Source organism: Streptomyces sp. NBC_01351 (assembly GCF_036237315.1).
GTDB lineage: Bacteria > Actinomycetota > Actinomycetes > Streptomycetales > Streptomycetaceae > Streptomyces.
Genome location: NZ_CP108356.1, coordinates 6526395 through 6540808 on the forward strand (window position 1 = coordinate 6526395; position 14414 = coordinate 6540808).

The 14414-nt window shown below is 72.8% G+C and carries 16 protein-coding genes; 12 read left to right on the forward strand and 4 right to left on the reverse strand.

Features of this window, described 5'->3' with window-relative positions; genetic code table 11:
• The first annotated feature begins 398 nt into the window (after nt 1–398).
• From OG625_RS30075 to OG625_RS30105, 7 genes are all read left to right on the forward strand, one after another.
• The gene (locus OG625_RS30075) at nt 399–1484 is read left to right on the forward strand and encodes a segregation/condensation protein A (RefSeq protein ID WP_329387258.1); all 1086 of its coding nucleotides are present in this window, start codon (nt 399–401) and stop codon (nt 1482–1484) included.
• On the forward strand, nt 1481–2107 hold the full coding sequence (scpB, locus tag OG625_RS30080) for an SMC-Scp complex subunit ScpB (protein WP_329387260.1): 627 nt from the start codon (nt 1481–1483) through the stop codon (nt 2105–2107). The genes OG625_RS30075 and scpB overlap by 4 nt, the downstream gene beginning before the upstream one ends.
• Nucleotides 2107–3657, forward strand: coding sequence for a pseudouridine synthase (locus OG625_RS30085; protein WP_329387262.1), 1551 nt, complete (start codon nt 2107–2109; stop codon nt 3655–3657). The genes scpB and OG625_RS30085 overlap by 1 nt, the downstream gene beginning before the upstream one ends.
• Nucleotides 3658–3789: 132 nt before the next feature.
• Entirely contained in the window at nt 3790–4386 is a 597-nt protein-coding gene (gene pnuC / locus OG625_RS30090; protein WP_329387264.1) for a nicotinamide riboside transporter PnuC, read from the forward strand.
• Entirely contained in the window at nt 4383–5462 is a 1080-nt protein-coding gene (locus OG625_RS30095; RefSeq protein WP_329387266.1) for an AAA family ATPase, read from the forward strand. Before pnuC ends, OG625_RS30095 begins: the two co-directional genes overlap by 4 nt.
• Nucleotides 5459–6199, forward strand: a complete 741-nt coding sequence (locus OG625_RS30100; RefSeq protein ID WP_329387269.1) for an NUDIX hydrolase — start codon at nt 5459–5461, stop codon at nt 6197–6199. The genes OG625_RS30095 and OG625_RS30100 overlap by 4 nt, the downstream gene beginning before the upstream one ends.
• A complete protein-coding gene (locus OG625_RS30105) occupies nt 6196–7224 on the forward strand; it encodes an ADP-ribosylglycohydrolase family protein (RefSeq protein ID WP_329387271.1) in 1029 nt (342 codons plus the stop codon). The genes OG625_RS30100 and OG625_RS30105 overlap by 4 nt, the downstream gene beginning before the upstream one ends.
• 11 nt (nt 7225–7235) lie before the next feature.
• Here OG625_RS30105 and OG625_RS30110 read toward each other — a convergent pair whose 3' ends face one another.
• The 3 genes from OG625_RS30110 to OG625_RS30120 form a co-directional block, all read right to left on the reverse strand.
• Nucleotides 7236–7916, reverse strand: a complete 681-nt coding sequence (locus tag OG625_RS30110; protein ID WP_329387273.1) for a nucleotidyltransferase domain-containing protein — start codon at nt 7914–7916, stop codon at nt 7236–7238.
• A gap of 28 nt (nt 7917–7944) precedes the next feature.
• A complete protein-coding gene (locus tag OG625_RS30115) occupies nt 7945–8409 on the reverse strand; it encodes a Rieske (2Fe-2S) protein (protein WP_329387276.1) in 465 nt (154 codons plus the stop codon).
• Nucleotides 8410–8504: 95 nt separating this feature from the next.
• Complete coding sequence (locus tag OG625_RS30120; RefSeq protein ID WP_329387278.1) at nt 8505–8849, reverse strand: DUF952 domain-containing protein; 345 nt, start codon at nt 8847–8849, stop codon at nt 8505–8507.
• 60 nt (nt 8850–8909) lie between these two features.
• Between OG625_RS30120 and OG625_RS30125 the strand changes: the two genes are divergently transcribed.
• The 5 genes from OG625_RS30125 to der all read left to right on the forward strand — a co-directional run bounded on the left by OG625_RS30125 (nt 8910) and on the right by der (nt 13952).
• Nucleotides 8910–9428, forward strand: coding sequence for a YidB family protein (locus OG625_RS30125; protein ID WP_443067803.1), 519 nt, complete (start codon nt 8910–8912; stop codon nt 9426–9428).
• A 137-nt stretch (nt 9429–9565) separates the two neighbouring features.
• Nucleotides 9566–10654: a prephenate dehydrogenase gene (locus OG625_RS30130; protein WP_329387283.1), complete on the forward strand. Its 1089-nt coding sequence runs from the start codon at nt 9566–9568 to the stop codon at nt 10652–10654.
• A 407-nt stretch (nt 10655–11061) separates the two neighbouring features.
• Entirely contained in the window at nt 11062–11769 is a 708-nt protein-coding gene (gene cmk / locus OG625_RS30135; protein ID WP_329387286.1) for a (d)CMP kinase, read from the forward strand.
• Nucleotides 11724–12413 carry a lysophospholipid acyltransferase family protein gene (locus OG625_RS30140; RefSeq protein ID WP_443067804.1) on the forward strand — a complete coding sequence of 230 codons (690 nt, stop codon included), beginning with the start codon at nt 11724–11726 and terminating at the stop codon, nt 12411–12413. The genes cmk and OG625_RS30140 overlap by 46 nt, the downstream gene beginning before the upstream one ends.
• A gap of 75 nt (nt 12414–12488) precedes the next feature.
• Nucleotides 12489–13952: a ribosome biogenesis GTPase Der gene (gene der / locus OG625_RS30145; RefSeq protein WP_329387288.1), complete on the forward strand. Its 1464-nt coding sequence runs from the start codon at nt 12489–12491 to the stop codon at nt 13950–13952.
• Nucleotides 13953–13963: 11 nt separating this feature from the next.
• Here der and OG625_RS30150 read toward each other — a convergent pair whose 3' ends face one another.
• Nucleotides 13964–14356, reverse strand: a complete 393-nt coding sequence (locus OG625_RS30150) for a hypothetical protein (RefSeq protein WP_329387290.1) — start codon at nt 14354–14356, stop codon at nt 13964–13966.
• Nucleotides 14357–14414: the final 58 nt, after the last annotated feature.

Consider the following 14414-nt stretch of genomic DNA (forward strand, 5'->3'; position numbering starts at 1 on the left):
GGGTAGTTGCGTTCGACGCCCTGCGGGGACGCCCCACCGCACACCCGGCCCCGTCCGCGCCTGCGGGCACCGGCCCGATCCGCAGGAAACGGCCCAGGCCCCGGGCCTGAGGCCCTGCCCCTTCTCCGCCCGGGCCCGCGGCGTCGGCCCTGCCCGCTGCCGGGCCTGCGGGCCCAGCCTCTCGCGGCGCTGATCTGCGGCGCCGGCCGAGCTTGCGGCCCGGCCAGGGGCGTCGCCCCTCGCCCCAGGGGCTCCGCCGGCCGCCCGGCTTCGGTCGGGGGAGACCCTCTGGTTGCCGATCCGGGGTGATCCGCGGGACACCCCCTAGGCTGCTGGTGGCGGCGGGTCACCCCGGCCGTCCCCGTACACCCGCCCCTTCCGCACCACCCTGGACCTCGATGCCCCTCCCCGCCGAACCCGGCCGCCCTCCCCGCCGCCTCCTGGGCCGCGGCCCCGGCACGCCGGGAGGGGACCCGGACACGCCCGGCGTCGAGGCGCCCGCGGGCCCTGAGGGGGCCGCTGAGGGGTCCGGGGCGGTCGATGCCGGGCCGGGGCCCGAGGACGGCTCCTGGGCCCCCGACGAGTCCGTACCGGGGCGCGACGCGTGCTCTGTGCCGGACCCGGCCGCCGGCTCCGCCGAAAGCGGCCCGGCCCAGGGGGAGGACACCGTCGGCCGCGCCGGAGGCGATGGGCGGTTTACGTTGCGGCTCGCCAACTTCGAGGGGCCGTTCGATCTGCTGCTGCAGTTGATCTCGCGGCACAAGCTCGACGTCACCGAGGTCGCGCTGTCCCAGGTCACCGACGAGTTCATGGCCCACATCCGGGCCATGGGGCCCGACTGGGACCTCGACCAGACCACCGAGTTCCTCGTCGTCGCCGCCACCCTCCTCGACCTCAAGGCCGCCCGGCTGCTCCCGGTCGCCGAGGTGGAGGACGAGGGCGACCTCGCCCTGCTGGAGGCGCGGGACCTGCTCTTCGCGCGGCTGCTCCAGTACCGGGCGTACAAACGGATCGCCGAGATCTTCGAAGGCCGGGCCGAGGCCGAGGGCAAGCGGTACCCGCGGACCGTCGGTCTGGAGCCGCACCACGCCGACCTGCTCCCCGAGGTCGTCCTCGGCATCGGCGCGGACGGTTTCGCCCGGCTCGCCGTCAAGGCCATGCAGCCCAAGGCCAAGCCGCAGGTCTACGTGGACCACATCCACGCACCCCTCGTCAGTGTGCGCGAGCAGGCCGGGCTCGTGGTGCGGATGCTGAAGGCGCGCGGGGAGGCCACCTTCCAGGAGCTCACCGAGGACGCCGAGGACACCCTCACCGTCGTCGCCCGCTTCCTGGCCCTCCTGGAGCTCTACCGGGAGAAGGCGGTCGTCCTCGACCAGGAGGAGGCCCTGCGGACCCTCACCGTCCGCTGGAGCGGCGGGGACGGCGACGGCATGCCGACCGTGACCGACGAGTTCGACCAGATCATCGTGGAGGCCGAGGGATGAGTAGCGACGTGGGCGTGCTGGAGCTGAAGCCGGCGCTGGAAGCCGTTCTCATGGTCGTGGACGAGCCCGCGACCGAGGCGCACCTCGCCAAGGTGCTGGAGCGCACCCCGCGCGAGGTGGCGGACGCGCTGCGGGAGCTCGCCGACGAGTACACGGTGCAGCGGCGCGGCTTCGAGCTGCGCATGGTCGCCGGCGGGTGGCGTTTCTACACGCGGGCGGAGTACGCCCCGGCCGTCGAGGGCTTCGTGCTGGACGGCCAGCAGGCCCGGCTCACACAGGCCGCCCTGGAGACCCTGGCGGTCGTCGCGTACCGCCAGCCGGTGAGCCGGTCACGGGTTTCCGCGGTCCGCGGAGTCAACTGCGACGGGGTCATGAGGACCCTCCTCCAGAGGGGTCTGGTGGCGGAGGCGGGGACGGAACCCGAAACAGGTGCGATCCTGTACAGGACGACGAACTACTTTCTGGAGCGGATGGGCCTACGAGGCCTGGACGAGCTCCCGGAGCTCGCGCCCTTCCTCCCCGAGGCGGACGCGATCGAAGCCGAGACGCAAGAAGGTGTGCCGTCGTTCGATCCGGACGCACCGGACACTGATGAAGACGACGACAAGACGACGGACATTTGATGCGAAGCAGCGGCAACGGCAACGGTGGCAACAGGAACAGCGGCGGCGGTGGTGGCGGCGCGCGCGGTGGCTCCCGCGGCGGCAGCTCCAGCGGCGGCGGTGGTGGCTACCGCGGTAGCGGCTCCGGCGGCGGCAGCGGCTCGGGTGGTGGCTCCCGTGGTGGTAGCTCCTCTGGTGGCGGTTACCAGGGTGGTGGCTCCCGTGGTGGTAGCTCCTCTGGTGGCGGTTACCAGGGTGGTGGCTCCCGTGGTGGTAGCTCCTCTGGTGGCGGTTACCAGGGTGGTGGCTCCCGTGGTGGTAGCTCCTCTGGTGGCGGTTACCAGGGTGGTGGCTCCCGTGGTGGTAGCTCCTCTGGTGGCGGTTACCAGGGTGGTGGCTCCCGTGGTGGTAGCTCCTCTGGTGGCGGTTACCAGGGTGGCGGCTCCCGCGGTGGCAGCTCCTCCGGCGGCTACCGCAGCGGCGGCAGCTCCAGCGGTGGCGGCTACCAGGGTGGCGGCTCCGACCGCGAGCCCGCGCCCCGCATCCGCAACCCCCGCCCCGAGGAGCGTCGCTACGACGTGGGCCCCGAGGGCGAGCGAAGCGGCCGCCAGGGCCCCAAGGCCGGCGGCGGTGGCGCCCGTGGCGCGGCTGCGCGCGGTGGCGCCAAGGGCGGCCCCAAGGTCTCCCGTACCCCGGGCATTGGCGGCGCCGGCGGCCCGCGCATCGGCCCCGGCAGCCGCAGCGGCCAGTCCAAGCCGCGCGAGCTGGAGGCGCGGATCGAGGAGCGCGTGCGCGACCGGTACGCCGACAAGCCCGTGATCAAGACCCCGAAGACCTTCCCGGGTGCCGAGGAGGAGGGCGAGCGCCTGCAGAAGGTCCTCGCCCGCGCCGGCATGGGTTCGCGCCGCGCGTGCGAGGAGCTCATCGAGCAGGCGCGCGTCGAGGTCAACGGCGAGATCGTGCTGGAGCAGGGCAAGCGCGTGAAGCCCTCGGACGAGATCAAGGTGGACGGCCTGACCGTCGCCACCCAGTCGTACCTGTTCTTCGCGCTGAACAAGCCCGCCGGCGTCGTCTCCACCATGGAGGACCCGGACGGCCGCCAGTGCCTCGGCGACTACGTCACCAACCGTGAGACGCGTCTCTTCCACGTCGGCCGGCTCGACACCGAGACCGAGGGCATCATCCTCCTCACCAACCACGGTGAGCTGGCCCACCGCCTCACGCACCCGAAGTACGGCGTGAAGAAGACCTACGTCGCCGCCATCACCGGCCCGCTGCCGCGCGAGATCGGCAAGCGGCTCAAGGACGGCATCGAGCTGGAGGACGGGTACGCCCGCGCCGACCACTTCCGCGTCGTCGACCAGCTCGGCAAGAACTACCTGGTCGAGGTGACCCTCCACGAGGGCCGCAAGCACATCGTCCGCCGCATGATGGCGGAGGCCGGCTTCCCGGTCGACAAGCTCGTCCGGACCGCCTTCGGCCCGATCGAGCTGGGCGACCAGAAGTCCGGCTGGCTGCGCCGCCTGACCAACACCGAGGTCGGCATGCTGATGCGCGAGGTCGGTCTGTAGTCCGCCCGCCCGCCTGATCCAAGGGAAAGCCCGCAGTGCCTCACGGCGCCGCGGGCTTTCCCTTTTCCCTTGTCCGGACCCCCCTCCCCTGTTTATAGTCAACCTGACTATAAAAGGGAGTGAGAGGCCGTCATGAGCTGGACCGAGGTAATCGGATTCGCCACTGGTGCGCTGTGCGTCTGGCTCGTGGCCCGCCGGCACATCGCCAACTGGCCTGTCGGCATCGCCAACAACCTCTTCTTCATCGTGCTGTTCACCCAGGTCGGCCTCTACGCCGACGCCGGCCTGCAGATCGTCTTCATCGCCCTCGCCGCGTACGGCTGGTGGTCCTGGACCCACGGGGGTGGACCAGGAATCGCCGAAGCCCTGCCGGTACGCCGCACCACGCGCACCGAATGGGTCTGGCTGGCCGCGGCGGGGGCGGTGGGGGTCTTCGCCCTCACCTTGCTGCTGAGCCGCGCCACCGACTCCACCGTCCCCTTCTGGGACGCCGCGGCGACCGGGCTCTCGCTCGCGGCCACCTACGGACAGTGCCGCAAGCTCGTCGAGTCCTGGTGGCTGTGGATCGCCGCGGACCTCGTGTACATCCCGCTGTACGTGTACAAGGACCTCCACCTGACCGCGGTCCTCTACGTCGGCTTCCTCGGGCTCTGCGTGTACGGGCTGCTCGGCTGGCGGCGGGCGCTCCCCGCGCGGGACGCCCGTACGACCCTGGAGGCGACGGCATGAGGCGCTACGGACACGGCCTGGTGCTCGGCAAGTTCTACCCGCCGCACGCCGGCCACCACCACCTGGTGCGCACCGCCCAGGACCGCTGCGACCGGCTGACCGTGCTGGTCTGCGCGGCCTCCGTGGAGTCGGTCCCGCTCGCCGACCGGGTCGCCTGGATGCGCGAGGAGCACCCCGGCGCGGACGTCGTCGGCGCGATCGACGACATCCCGGTCGACCTCACGGACCCGGCGGTCTGGGAGGCGCACATGAAGATCTTCCGGGCAGCGGTCGGCGGGCCCGTCGACGCCGTCTTCAGCTCGGAGGCGTACGGGACCGAGCTCGCGCGGCGGTTCGGCGCCGAGGAGGTCTGCGTGGACCCGGCTCGGACGCTGTTCCCGGTCTCCGGGACGGCCGTCCGGGCCGACCCCGTCGGCTGCTGGGACTACCTGGGGCCCGCCGTACGGGCCTCCCTGGCCCGGCGGGTCGTCGTACTGGGCGCCGAGTCCACCGGCACGACCACGCTGTCGCGGGCGCTGGCCGAGCACTACCGGCGGCGCGGCGGGGTCTGGGCCGCGACGGGCTGGGTCGCCGAGTACGGGCGCCGGTACAGCGAGGAGAAGCTGGCAGCGGCGCGCGCCGCCGACCCGGCGGCCGGCTGGGCGGACGTCACCTTCACCTCGGAGGAGTTCCCGGTCATCGCCCGGCGGCAGGACGCGGAGGAGGAAAGGGCGGCCCGGCTGGGCTCACCGGTGCTGTTCTGCGACACCGACTCCTTCGCGACCGGCATCTGGCACGAGCGGTACCTCGGCGGACGCAACGAGGAGGTCGAGAGGACCGCCTCCCTCACCCGGCGCGACCTGTACCTGCTGACGGACCACGCGGAGGTGCCCTTCGAGGACGACGGGCTGCGCGACGGCCCGCACCTGCGGCCCTGGATGACCGGGCGGTTCCGGGAGGAACTGGAACGCACCGGCAGGCGTTTCCTCCTCGTACGGGGCGACCGCGAGGAGCGGCTGGCGACCGCGGTGGCGGCGGTCGACGAACTGCTCGCCGAGGGCCGGCACTTCGCCGACCCGCTGCCGGAGACCCGATGAGTGGCGCGCTGCCCGCGGGCTACGACCCTCACGCCTTCGCCCCGTTCGCGGTGACCGTCGACCTCGCGGTGTTCACCGTACGGGCCGGCCGGCTGCACGTGCTGCTGATCCGGCGCGGCCAGGAGCCGTACGAGGGGGCCTGGGCGCTCCCCGGCGGCTTCGTCCTGCCCCGGGAATCCGCGGAGGTCGCCGCGCGCCGCGAACTGGCCGAGGAGACCGGCCTGGCGGAGCCCGTGGTGGCCGCCCTGCACCTGGAACAGCTGCGCACCTACAGCGAGCCCGACCGGGACCCCCGGATGCGGGTGGTCTCCGTGGCCTTCACGGCACTGGTCCCCGACCTGCCGGAGCCGGCGGCGGAGGGCGGCGGCGACGCGGCGCAAGCCCGCTGGATGCCGGTGGGGGAGGTCGCCGAGCTCGCCTTCGACCACGCGGTGATCCTCGGCGACGCCCGGGAGCGGATCGGCTCGAAGCTGGAGTACACCTGCCTCGCCACGGCCTTCTGCCCGCCCGAATTCACCCTCGGGGAGCTCCAGACCGTCTACGAGACCGTCTGGGACACCACCCTCGACCGCCCCAACTTCCGCCGCAAGGTCCTCGCCACGCCCGGCTTCGTGGAAGCCGTACCGGGCGCTGCCCGGCTCACCGGCGGCCGCGGCAAACCGGCCGCCGTCTACCGGGCCGGCCCGGCGACCGCCCTGCATCCCCCTCTGCTCCGACCGGAAGGACCCACCCGATGACCTCGATGCCCTCGAAGACGAAACGAGCCGCGACCGGCGCCCTGATCGGTCTGGCCCTGGGCGACGCCCTCGGCTTCCCGACCGAGTTCAACGACGTGCCCTCGATCCTGGCCAAGACCGGCCCCTGGCGGGAGATGAAGCTGCCCCGCCCGGCGATCGTCACGGACGACACCCAGATGACCCTCGCCCTGGCGCGCGGCATGCGGACGGCCGCCGACCGGGGCCGGGTCGGCCCGCTGCGCCTCGCCCGCCCGGTCCGCGAGGAGTTCGTCGACTGGTACCAGTCGCCGGAGAACAACCGCGCCCCGGGCAACACCTGTCTGCGTGCCTGCTCGCTGCTGAAGCTCCCCGAGCGGGACTGGCGCGACGCCAGCCAGCTCGGCTCCAAGGGCTGCGGCGCCAACATGCGGGTGGTCCCGGTGGGGCTGGTGCCCGGCTGGACGGAGGAGGAGCGGGCGGGCGCGGCCCAGCTCCAGTCGGCCCTCACCCACGGCCACCCGACGGCGCTCGCCGCCTCCGACCTGACCGCCCGCGCGGTGTACCTGCTGGCCGCCGGCACCGAGGTGACGGGGCTGGTCGGGCTGCTGCGCTCGTACGCCCTGGAGAACCGCACCCGCTATCACGAGCGCTGGCTCGGCGACCTGTGGATGCGGACCGCCTCCGACGCTTCGCCGGAGTCCTTCATGGCGCGCGGCTGGGACGAGTGCCTGGGGGTCCTGGACCGGCTCGCGGCGGCCCTGCGCACCCCGTCCCCGGAGACCGACCCCTGCCTGACCACGGGCGACGGCTGGATCGCGGAGGAGGCCCTCGCCACCGCCCTGCAGTGCTTCCTCCTCTTCCCCGAAGAACCCCTGCTGGCCCTGCGCCGCGCCGCCTGCACCCGGGGCGACTCCGACTCCATCGCCTGCCTGGCGGGCGCCTTCGCGGGAGCCCACCTCGGTGCGGACGTCTGGCCCCGCGAATGGGAGGGCCGCATCGAGTACCGGGACGAACTCCTGGCCTTCGGAGCCCTCTGGGATGCTTGATCCGGCTGACGCTACGCGGCTGACGCGCGGCGGGTGCGCAGGAGGAAGTCCTCGACGCGGGCCAGGTCCGGTTCGGCGGGGACGGGCGTCCCGGTGAGGGCCGCCTCGGTCTCCTCCTGGAGGCGGGTCATCCAGGCGTCGACCTCGTCCCAGGTGGACTCGCCGCGGCGGACCGCGAGGAGGCGCTCGCGGTACGGGGTCGCGTCGATGGTGAGGCGGCCCGTGCGCAGCAGGTCGCGGCAGGACAGGAGCAGCCGCAGCAGGTGCATGGCGTGCTTCCAGCGCGGGGCGCCGTGCACGCGGACGTCCGCGAGGAGTTTGCCGCGCTGCGAAGCCGCGTACCGGCTGAAGCTGGTGTGGGCCCGGAGGGAGAGGAACGCCCCGCGCAGGGACAGGAGTTCCTCGCCGACCGGGGTCGCCTCCTCCACCAGGGGGGAGTGCAGGCACTCCAGGATGTTCGGGTTGGCGCGCAGGGCGAGTTCGCAGAATCGCTCCAGCTCCCAGGAGAACTCCTCGTCCCGAGGGCCCTCCACGTGCGTGGGGGGCTTCTCGAACCGCCAGAACAGCGGCGTCGGGGCGAGGTAGACACCGCGCCGGTCGGTGTCGCTCGCCTCCGTCGCCAGCCCGAACGCCCGGGACCCCATCACGCACCGGTAGACCGTGTGGTCGCGTACCAGTGTCAGATCGTCCATCCCGGGAGGTTAGGCGCCGCGGCCGCCGCTAGGCGAGCGAGATATTGCCGTCCGCCGCCACGGTGATCTTCTTCTCCGCCAGCCCCTTGGTGGCCGGGCCCTGGGCCACCGCTCCGTCCGTGGCCTTGAACTTGCTGCCGTGGCAGGGGCAGTCGATGGTGCCGTCGGCCACCTTGTTGACCAGGCAGCCCTGGTGCGGGCAGACCGCGGTGAAGCATTTGAAGGACCCGGCCGTGGGCTGGGTGACCACCAGCTTCTCGTCCTTGAGGACGGTGCCGCCGCCGACCGGTACGTCCGCCGCCTTCGCGATGGCCTTGCCGCCCGCCGCCGGAGCGGACGCCCCCGCGGACGGGGTCGCCGCGCTGCCCGACTCGCTCTTGGGCTGCTCCTTCTCGCCGCCGCCGTTGCCGCATGCGGCGAGGCTGCCGCCGGCCAGGGCGGCCGCTCCCACCGCGAGTACGGTGCGCCGGGCAGTGGTCGTGGGGTCGCTCATGGATGTCTCCTCAGCTGTGTTGCCGGTCGGGCGAGCAGCATCCTGGCCTGTGGGGGCGCCGAGGTGAAGCCCGCCGCGCCATGCGGTGCGGGATGTCAGTGATGAGCCGGGTGCCATGGTGCCAGTGAGGCAGGGCTGCCGGGAGTGCGTACGACCTCCCACACGCGGATCACCGCGTTTCGGTTCAGCGGGCCGTGCACGTGCGGGAATCGGCCGCCGGAATCACCCGCCCGGCGGACCTCCGCGGTCAGGGCGGCCTCGTCGAGTTCCAGGGCGAGCAGGGTGCCCGGCAGCTCCCGGTAGTGCGCCTCGACGATCGCGAGGGCCGTCGCCCGGTCGGCCGAACAGTGCACGAACCCCTCGGAGTCGAGCGAGGGCGGGGCGTACGGAAGGTCGGGCGCGGCGGTCCAGTCGGCGAGCGGGACGATGTGGAAGATCATGCCGATCGTTCTACCCCGCAGGGTCGGAGAACTGTGCGCCAAGTGGCGTCATGACCCGGTATGGGCGAGATTGTCGGTGTCCCGAAGCCGGGTACGGCGCTGTCCGCGCGGCCCGGTCCCTCTTCGAAAGGCATCACCATGGCGGGTAACGACCTCGGCTCCCTTCTCGGCGGCCTCCTCGGTGGCGGCGGCGGCCAGGGCGGTGGCGCCGGCGGCAACATCCTCGGGTCCCTGCTCGGCGCGCTCATGGGCGGCGGCGGTGGTGGCGGAGGTGCGCAGGCTGCCGGGAACGGCAATCCGCTCGGCGGCCTGATCGACATGCTGACCAAGTCCGGCCTCTTCGACCAGGCGCAGTCCTGGGTCGGCACGGGCGAGAACAAGCCGGTCAGCGGCACCCAGATCCAGGAGGCGCTGCCGGCCGACACCCTGCAGAAGGTCGCGCAGGACGCGGGTGTCAGCACGGAGCAGGCCGCCGACCGGATCGCGCAGGTACTGCCGTCGGCCGTCGACAAGCTGACGCCGAACGGCCAGGTCCCGTCGGGGTCGCTGGAGGACATCATCAAGGCGCAGGCGCTCTGACCCCGCGTTAGGAGAGGGCCCGGAGGCCCCCGTCCCACGGGTTGGGACGGGAAGGGCTGCCGGGCCCTCGCGCTGCCCTCTCTGGCTACTCTGACCGGGCACAGTCAGTGATCCCGCACGCACCCCCTGGAGCACCCGTGAGAACCGCCGTCGTCATCGGAACCGGACTGATCGGCACGTCCGCGGCGCTCGCCCTGTCCGGCCGCGGGATCACCGTCCACCTCGTCGACCACGACCCGGCCCAGGCCCGTACGGCGGCCGCCCTCGGGGCCGGCACGGACGAGCCCCTGGAGGGTCAGGTCGACCTCGCGATCGTCGCCGTACCGCCGGCCCACGTGGCGGCGACCCTGGCGGACGCCATAGGGCGCGGCATGGCCCGTGCGTACGTGGACGTGGCCAGCGTCAAGGGCGGGCCGCGGCGCGAGCTGACGGAACTGGGCGTGGACCTCACCTCCTACATCGGCACGCACCCGATGGCCGGCAAGGAGCGCTCGGGGCCGCTCGCGGGCTCGGCGGACCTCTTCGAGGGCCGCCCCTGGGTGCTGACCCCGACCCGGGACACCGAGCACGAGGTGCTGAATCTGGCCCTCGAACTGGTGGCGCTGTGCCGGGCCGTCCCCGTGGTGATGGACGCGGACGCCCACGACCGGGCGGTGGCGCTCGTCTCCCACACCCCGCAGCTGGTCTCCAGCATGGTCGCCGCCCGGCTGGAGGAGGCCGACGAGACGGCCGTACGCCTGTGCGGGCAGGGCATCCGCGACGTGACCCGGATCGCGGCGTCGGACCCGCGGATGTGGGTGGAGATCCTGTCGGCGAACCCGGGGCCGGTGGCGGACGTGCTGGCCGGGATCGCGGCCGACCTGGAAGAGACCGTCGAGGCGCTGCGTGGTCTGCAGTCGGCCGACGAGGAGAAGCGGCGGGGCGGCGCCGCCGGGATCGAGGACGTCCTGCGGCGCGGGAACGCGGGGCGGGTGCGGGTGCCGGGCAAGCACGGCGCGGCGCCGACGGTGTACGAGACGGTGGCCGTGCTCATCTCCGACCAGCCGGGAGAGCTCGCGCGGATCTTCGCGGACGCCGGGCGGGCGGGGGTCAACATCGAGGACGTGCGGATCGAGCACGCGACGGGGCAGCAGGCCGGTCTGGTGCAGCTGATGGTGGAGCCGCGTGCGGTGGCCGGCCTCACGGCCGAGCTGCGGGAGCGCGGCTGGGCGCTGCGGCAGCAGTAGCCCTTCGGGCGCGGCGTGCGGGGCTCGGCCCCGGACCCCGTGCAGCGGTGCGGCGCCGTTGCCGGGGGCGCTGCCCCCGGGCGGCGCTGCCCCCGGGTCCTCCCCCAGCTACCGCTGGGGGGACCCCCAGCGCCTCAAACGCCGGCGGGGCTGAAAGATCGGGGCTCCGCCCCGGACCCTCCCCCAGACTCCGTCCGGGGGGACCCCCACGCCTCAAACGCCGGCGAGGCTGGATTTTTGCCCGGTGGGGCTGGATTCGTCCCGGCGGGGCTGGAGGGGGCTGCGGGGCCTCGTTGAGGTGGGGGGCCGGACGGGCGGGGCCGGGGGGTGTCGGGGGCCGGTAACCTGGAGCAGGGGCGTTTTTGTGCGCCCGCATTCCAACGCGCAACCAGGAAGGTGCCCGCACCGTGGAAACCGCAGCTCCGGCAGCCGTGATCGTCGCCATAGACGGTCCCTCCGGCACGGGCAAGTCCAGCACCTCCAAGGCCGTGGCCGCCAAGCTCGGGCTGCGCTACCTGGACACCGGGGCCCAGTACCGGGCCATCACCTGGTGGATGATCACGAACGGGGTCGACACCTCCGACCCCGAGGCCATCGCCGTCGCCGCCGGCAAGCCCGCCATCGTTTCCGGTACGGATCCGGCCGCGCCCACCATCACCGTGGACGGCCTCGACGCCGCCGGCCCCATCCGCACCCAGGAGGTCACCTCCAAGGTCAGCGCCGTCAGCGCCGTCCCCGAGGTGCGCACCCTGATCACCGAGCTGCAGAGGTCCATCGCGGCCGAGGCGGCCGCGGAGGCCGACGGCATCGTCGTCGAGGGCCGGGACATCGGCACCACCGTCCTGCCCGACGCCGACCTCAAGATCTTCCTGACCGCATCGCCCGAGGCGCGCGCCGCCCGGCGCAGCGGTGAGCTCCGGGGCAAGGAGGCCACCGACCTCGCGGCCACCAAGGCGGCGCTGATCAAGCGCGACGCCGCGGACTCCGGCCGCAAGACCTCCCCGCTGGCCAAGGCCGGCGACGCCGTCGAGGTCGACACCACCGAGCTCACGCTCGACCAGGTCATCGAGTGTGTCGTGACCCTGGTGGAAGAGAAGCGGGCGGGCCGCAAGTGAGTGAAGCGCCCTCCCTCAAGGGTGCGGCGGTCGGCAGGCGCATCGGCATCGGGCTCATGTACGGGCTGTGGAAGCCCCGCGTGCTCGGCGCCTGGAAGGTGCCCGCCTCGGGCCCCGTCATCCTCGCCGTGAACCACTCGCACAACATCGACGGCCCGATGGTGATGGGCACCGCGCCGCGACCCCTGCACTTCCTGATCAAGAAGGAAGCGTACGTCGGCCCGCTCGGCCCCTTCCTCGACGGGATCGGGCAGGTCAAGGTCGACCGTAACGGCCCCGACCGGACGGCGATAGGCCGCGCTCTCGGCGTGCTCGACAATGGAGGGGCCCTCGGCATCTTCCCCGAGGGCACCCGGGGCGAGGGCGACTTCGCCTCACTGCGCGCCGGGCTCGCGTACTTCGCGGTCCGCAGCGGCGCGCCCATCGTGCCGGTGGCCGTGCTGGGCAGCGGAGACACCCGGGGCCGGCTCGTCAAGGGGCTGCCGGCCTTCAAGAGCCGGGTCGACGTCGTCTTCGGCTCGGCCTTCGACGCAGGGGACGGCAGTGGCCGCCGGACCCGTACCGCGCTTGACCAGGCCACCGTACGCATCCAGGACCGGCTGACCGCCCACCTGGCCGATGCCAAGCGCCTCACCGGGCGCTGAGCGAGACTTGACCTAGTAGTGGAACCGCGCTGCGCGGGCACCACCGATCACCACGAACGACGAGGAACGGACTTCATGAACGACCAGCACGACCACGGAGCACTTGGCGACGCCGAGTACGCGGAGTTCATGGAGCTCGCCGCGGAAGAGGGCTTCGACATCGAGGACGTCGAAGGTGCCCTCGAGGAGGCCGCTGCCGGCCCCCTCCCCGTCCTCGCCGTCGTCGGCCGGCCGAACGTCGGCAAGTCGACCCTGGTGAACCGCATCATCGGCCGTCGCGAGGCGGTCGTCGAGGACAAGCCGGGCGTCACCCGTGACCGCGTCACGTACGAGGCCGAGTGGGCGGGCCGCCGCTTCAAGGTCGTCGACACTGGCGGCTGGGAGCAGGACGTCCTCGGCATCGACGCGTCCGTCGCCGCCCAGGCCGAGTACGCCATCGAGGCCGCCGACGCCGTGGTCTTCGTCGTCGACGCCAAGGTCGGCGCCACCGACACCGACGAGGCCGTCGTACGCCTGCTGCGCAAGGCCGGCAAGCCCGTCGTGCTGTGCGCCAACAAGGTCGACGGCCAGAGCGGCGAGTCCGACGCGGCCTCCCTGTGGTCCCTGGGCCTCGGCCTGCCGCACCCGGTCTCCTCGCTGCACGGCCGCGGCACCGGCGACATGCTGGACGCCGTCCTCGAAGCCCTGCCCGAGGCCCCCGCGCAGACCTTCGGCGGCGCCGCCCCCGGCGGCCCGCGCCGCATCGCGCTGATCGGCCGCCCGAACGTGGGCAAGTCCTCGCTGCTCAACAAGGTCGCGAAGGAGGACCGTGTCGTCGTCAACGAGCTGGCCGGCACCACCCGCGACCCGGTCGACGAGCTGATCGAGCTCGGCGGCATCACCTGGAAGTTCGTCGACACCGCGGGCATCCGCAAGAAGGTGCACCTCCAGCAGGGCGCCGACTACTACGCCTCCCTGCGCACGGCCGCCGCCGTCGAGAAGGCGGAGGTCGCGGTCATCCTGATCGACACGACCGAGAACATCAGCGTCCAGGACCAGCGCATCATCACCATGGCCGTCGAGGCGGGCCGCGCGATCGTGATCGCGTACAACAAGTGGGACGAGCTCGACGAGGAGCGCCGCTACTACCTCGAGCGCGAGATCGAGACCGAGATGCAGCAGGTCGCCTGGGCGCCCCGGGTGAACGTCTCGGCGCTCACCGGCCGTCACATGGAGAAGCTGGTCCCGGCGATCGAGACCGCCCTCGCGGGCTGGGAGACGCGCATCCCCACCGGTCGGCTGAACGCCTTCCTCGGTGAGGTCGTCGCCGCCCACCCGCACCCGATCCGCGGCGGCAAGCAGCCCCGCATCCTGTTCGGTACCCAGGCCGGCAGCAAGCCGCCGCGGTTCGTCCTCTTCGCCTCGGGCTTCCTGGAGCACGGCTACCGCCGCTTCATCGAGCGCCGGCTGCGCGAGGAGTTCGGCTTCGAGGGCACCCCGATCCACATCTCGGTGCGGGTGCGCGAGAAGCGCGGCGCCCAGTACAAGAAGAAGAAGTAGGCGCCCCGGGGTCAGTAGCCCCGGCGCGGAGCGGGCGGCAGGGCCGCCGGGATGTGAGTCATCCCGGTCTGGTGCTGCCGCCCGCCGCTGTATGCGGGCTCGGAAGCGGCGCCGGCGTAGGAGTAGGCGGGCTGCTGCTGCGGGGTGTACGAGGGCTGCCAGCTGTCGGCGCGCTGCCATGACGAACCGTTCCAGCCGCCGGCGTACGAGCTGACGCTGCCGGCGCCGCCGCCGTACCCGCCCCCGTACGAGAACGCCGTGAACCCGAGGTCCTCCTCGCCCGTACGGTCACCCGGCAGAGCCCGGAAGGCGCGCAGGTACTCCGAGTACAGCGTGTCGTAGATCGGGGTGTGCGAGACGGTGCTCGCACGGGAGGGGGCGCGGGAGGAGTCGTATGAGTGCACGTACCAGCCAACGAACGCGGTGCCCTGCGGATGCGGGGTGAACGGGGCGAAAACGCAA

Coding starts and splice junctions, on each gene's coding strand:
- OG625_RS30125 (WP_443067803.1), top strand. CDS start 8,910: ATGGGCGAGATTGTCGGTGTCCCGAAGCCGGGTACGGCGCTGTCCGCG.
- OG625_RS30095 (WP_329387266.1), top strand. CDS start 4,383: ATGAGGCGCTACGGACACGGCCTGGTGCTCGGCAAGTTCTACCCGCCG.
- OG625_RS30120 (WP_329387278.1), bottom strand. CDS start 8,849: ATGATCTTCCACATCGTCCCGCTCGCCGACTGGACCGCCGCGCCCGAC.
- pnuC (WP_329387264.1), top strand. CDS start 3,790: ATGAGCTGGACCGAGGTAATCGGATTCGCCACTGGTGCGCTGTGCGTC.
- OG625_RS30110 (WP_329387273.1), bottom strand. CDS start 7,916: ATGGACGATCTGACACTGGTACGCGACCACACGGTCTACCGGTGCGTG.
- OG625_RS30105 (WP_329387271.1), top strand. CDS start 6,196: ATGACCTCGATGCCCTCGAAGACGAAACGAGCCGCGACCGGCGCCCTG.
- OG625_RS30115 (WP_329387276.1), bottom strand. CDS start 8,409: ATGAGCGACCCCACGACCACTGCCCGGCGCACCGTACTCGCGGTGGGA.
- OG625_RS30085 (WP_329387262.1), top strand. CDS start 2,107: ATGCGAAGCAGCGGCAACGGCAACGGTGGCAACAGGAACAGCGGCGGC.
- OG625_RS30100 (WP_329387269.1), top strand. CDS start 5,459: ATGAGTGGCGCGCTGCCCGCGGGCTACGACCCTCACGCCTTCGCCCCG.
- OG625_RS30075 (WP_329387258.1), top strand. CDS start 399: ATGCCCCTCCCCGCCGAACCCGGCCGCCCTCCCCGCCGCCTCCTGGGC.
- scpB (WP_329387260.1), top strand. CDS start 1,481: ATGAGTAGCGACGTGGGCGTGCTGGAGCTGAAGCCGGCGCTGGAAGCC.
- der (WP_329387288.1), top strand. CDS start 12,489: ATGAACGACCAGCACGACCACGGAGCACTTGGCGACGCCGAGTACGCG.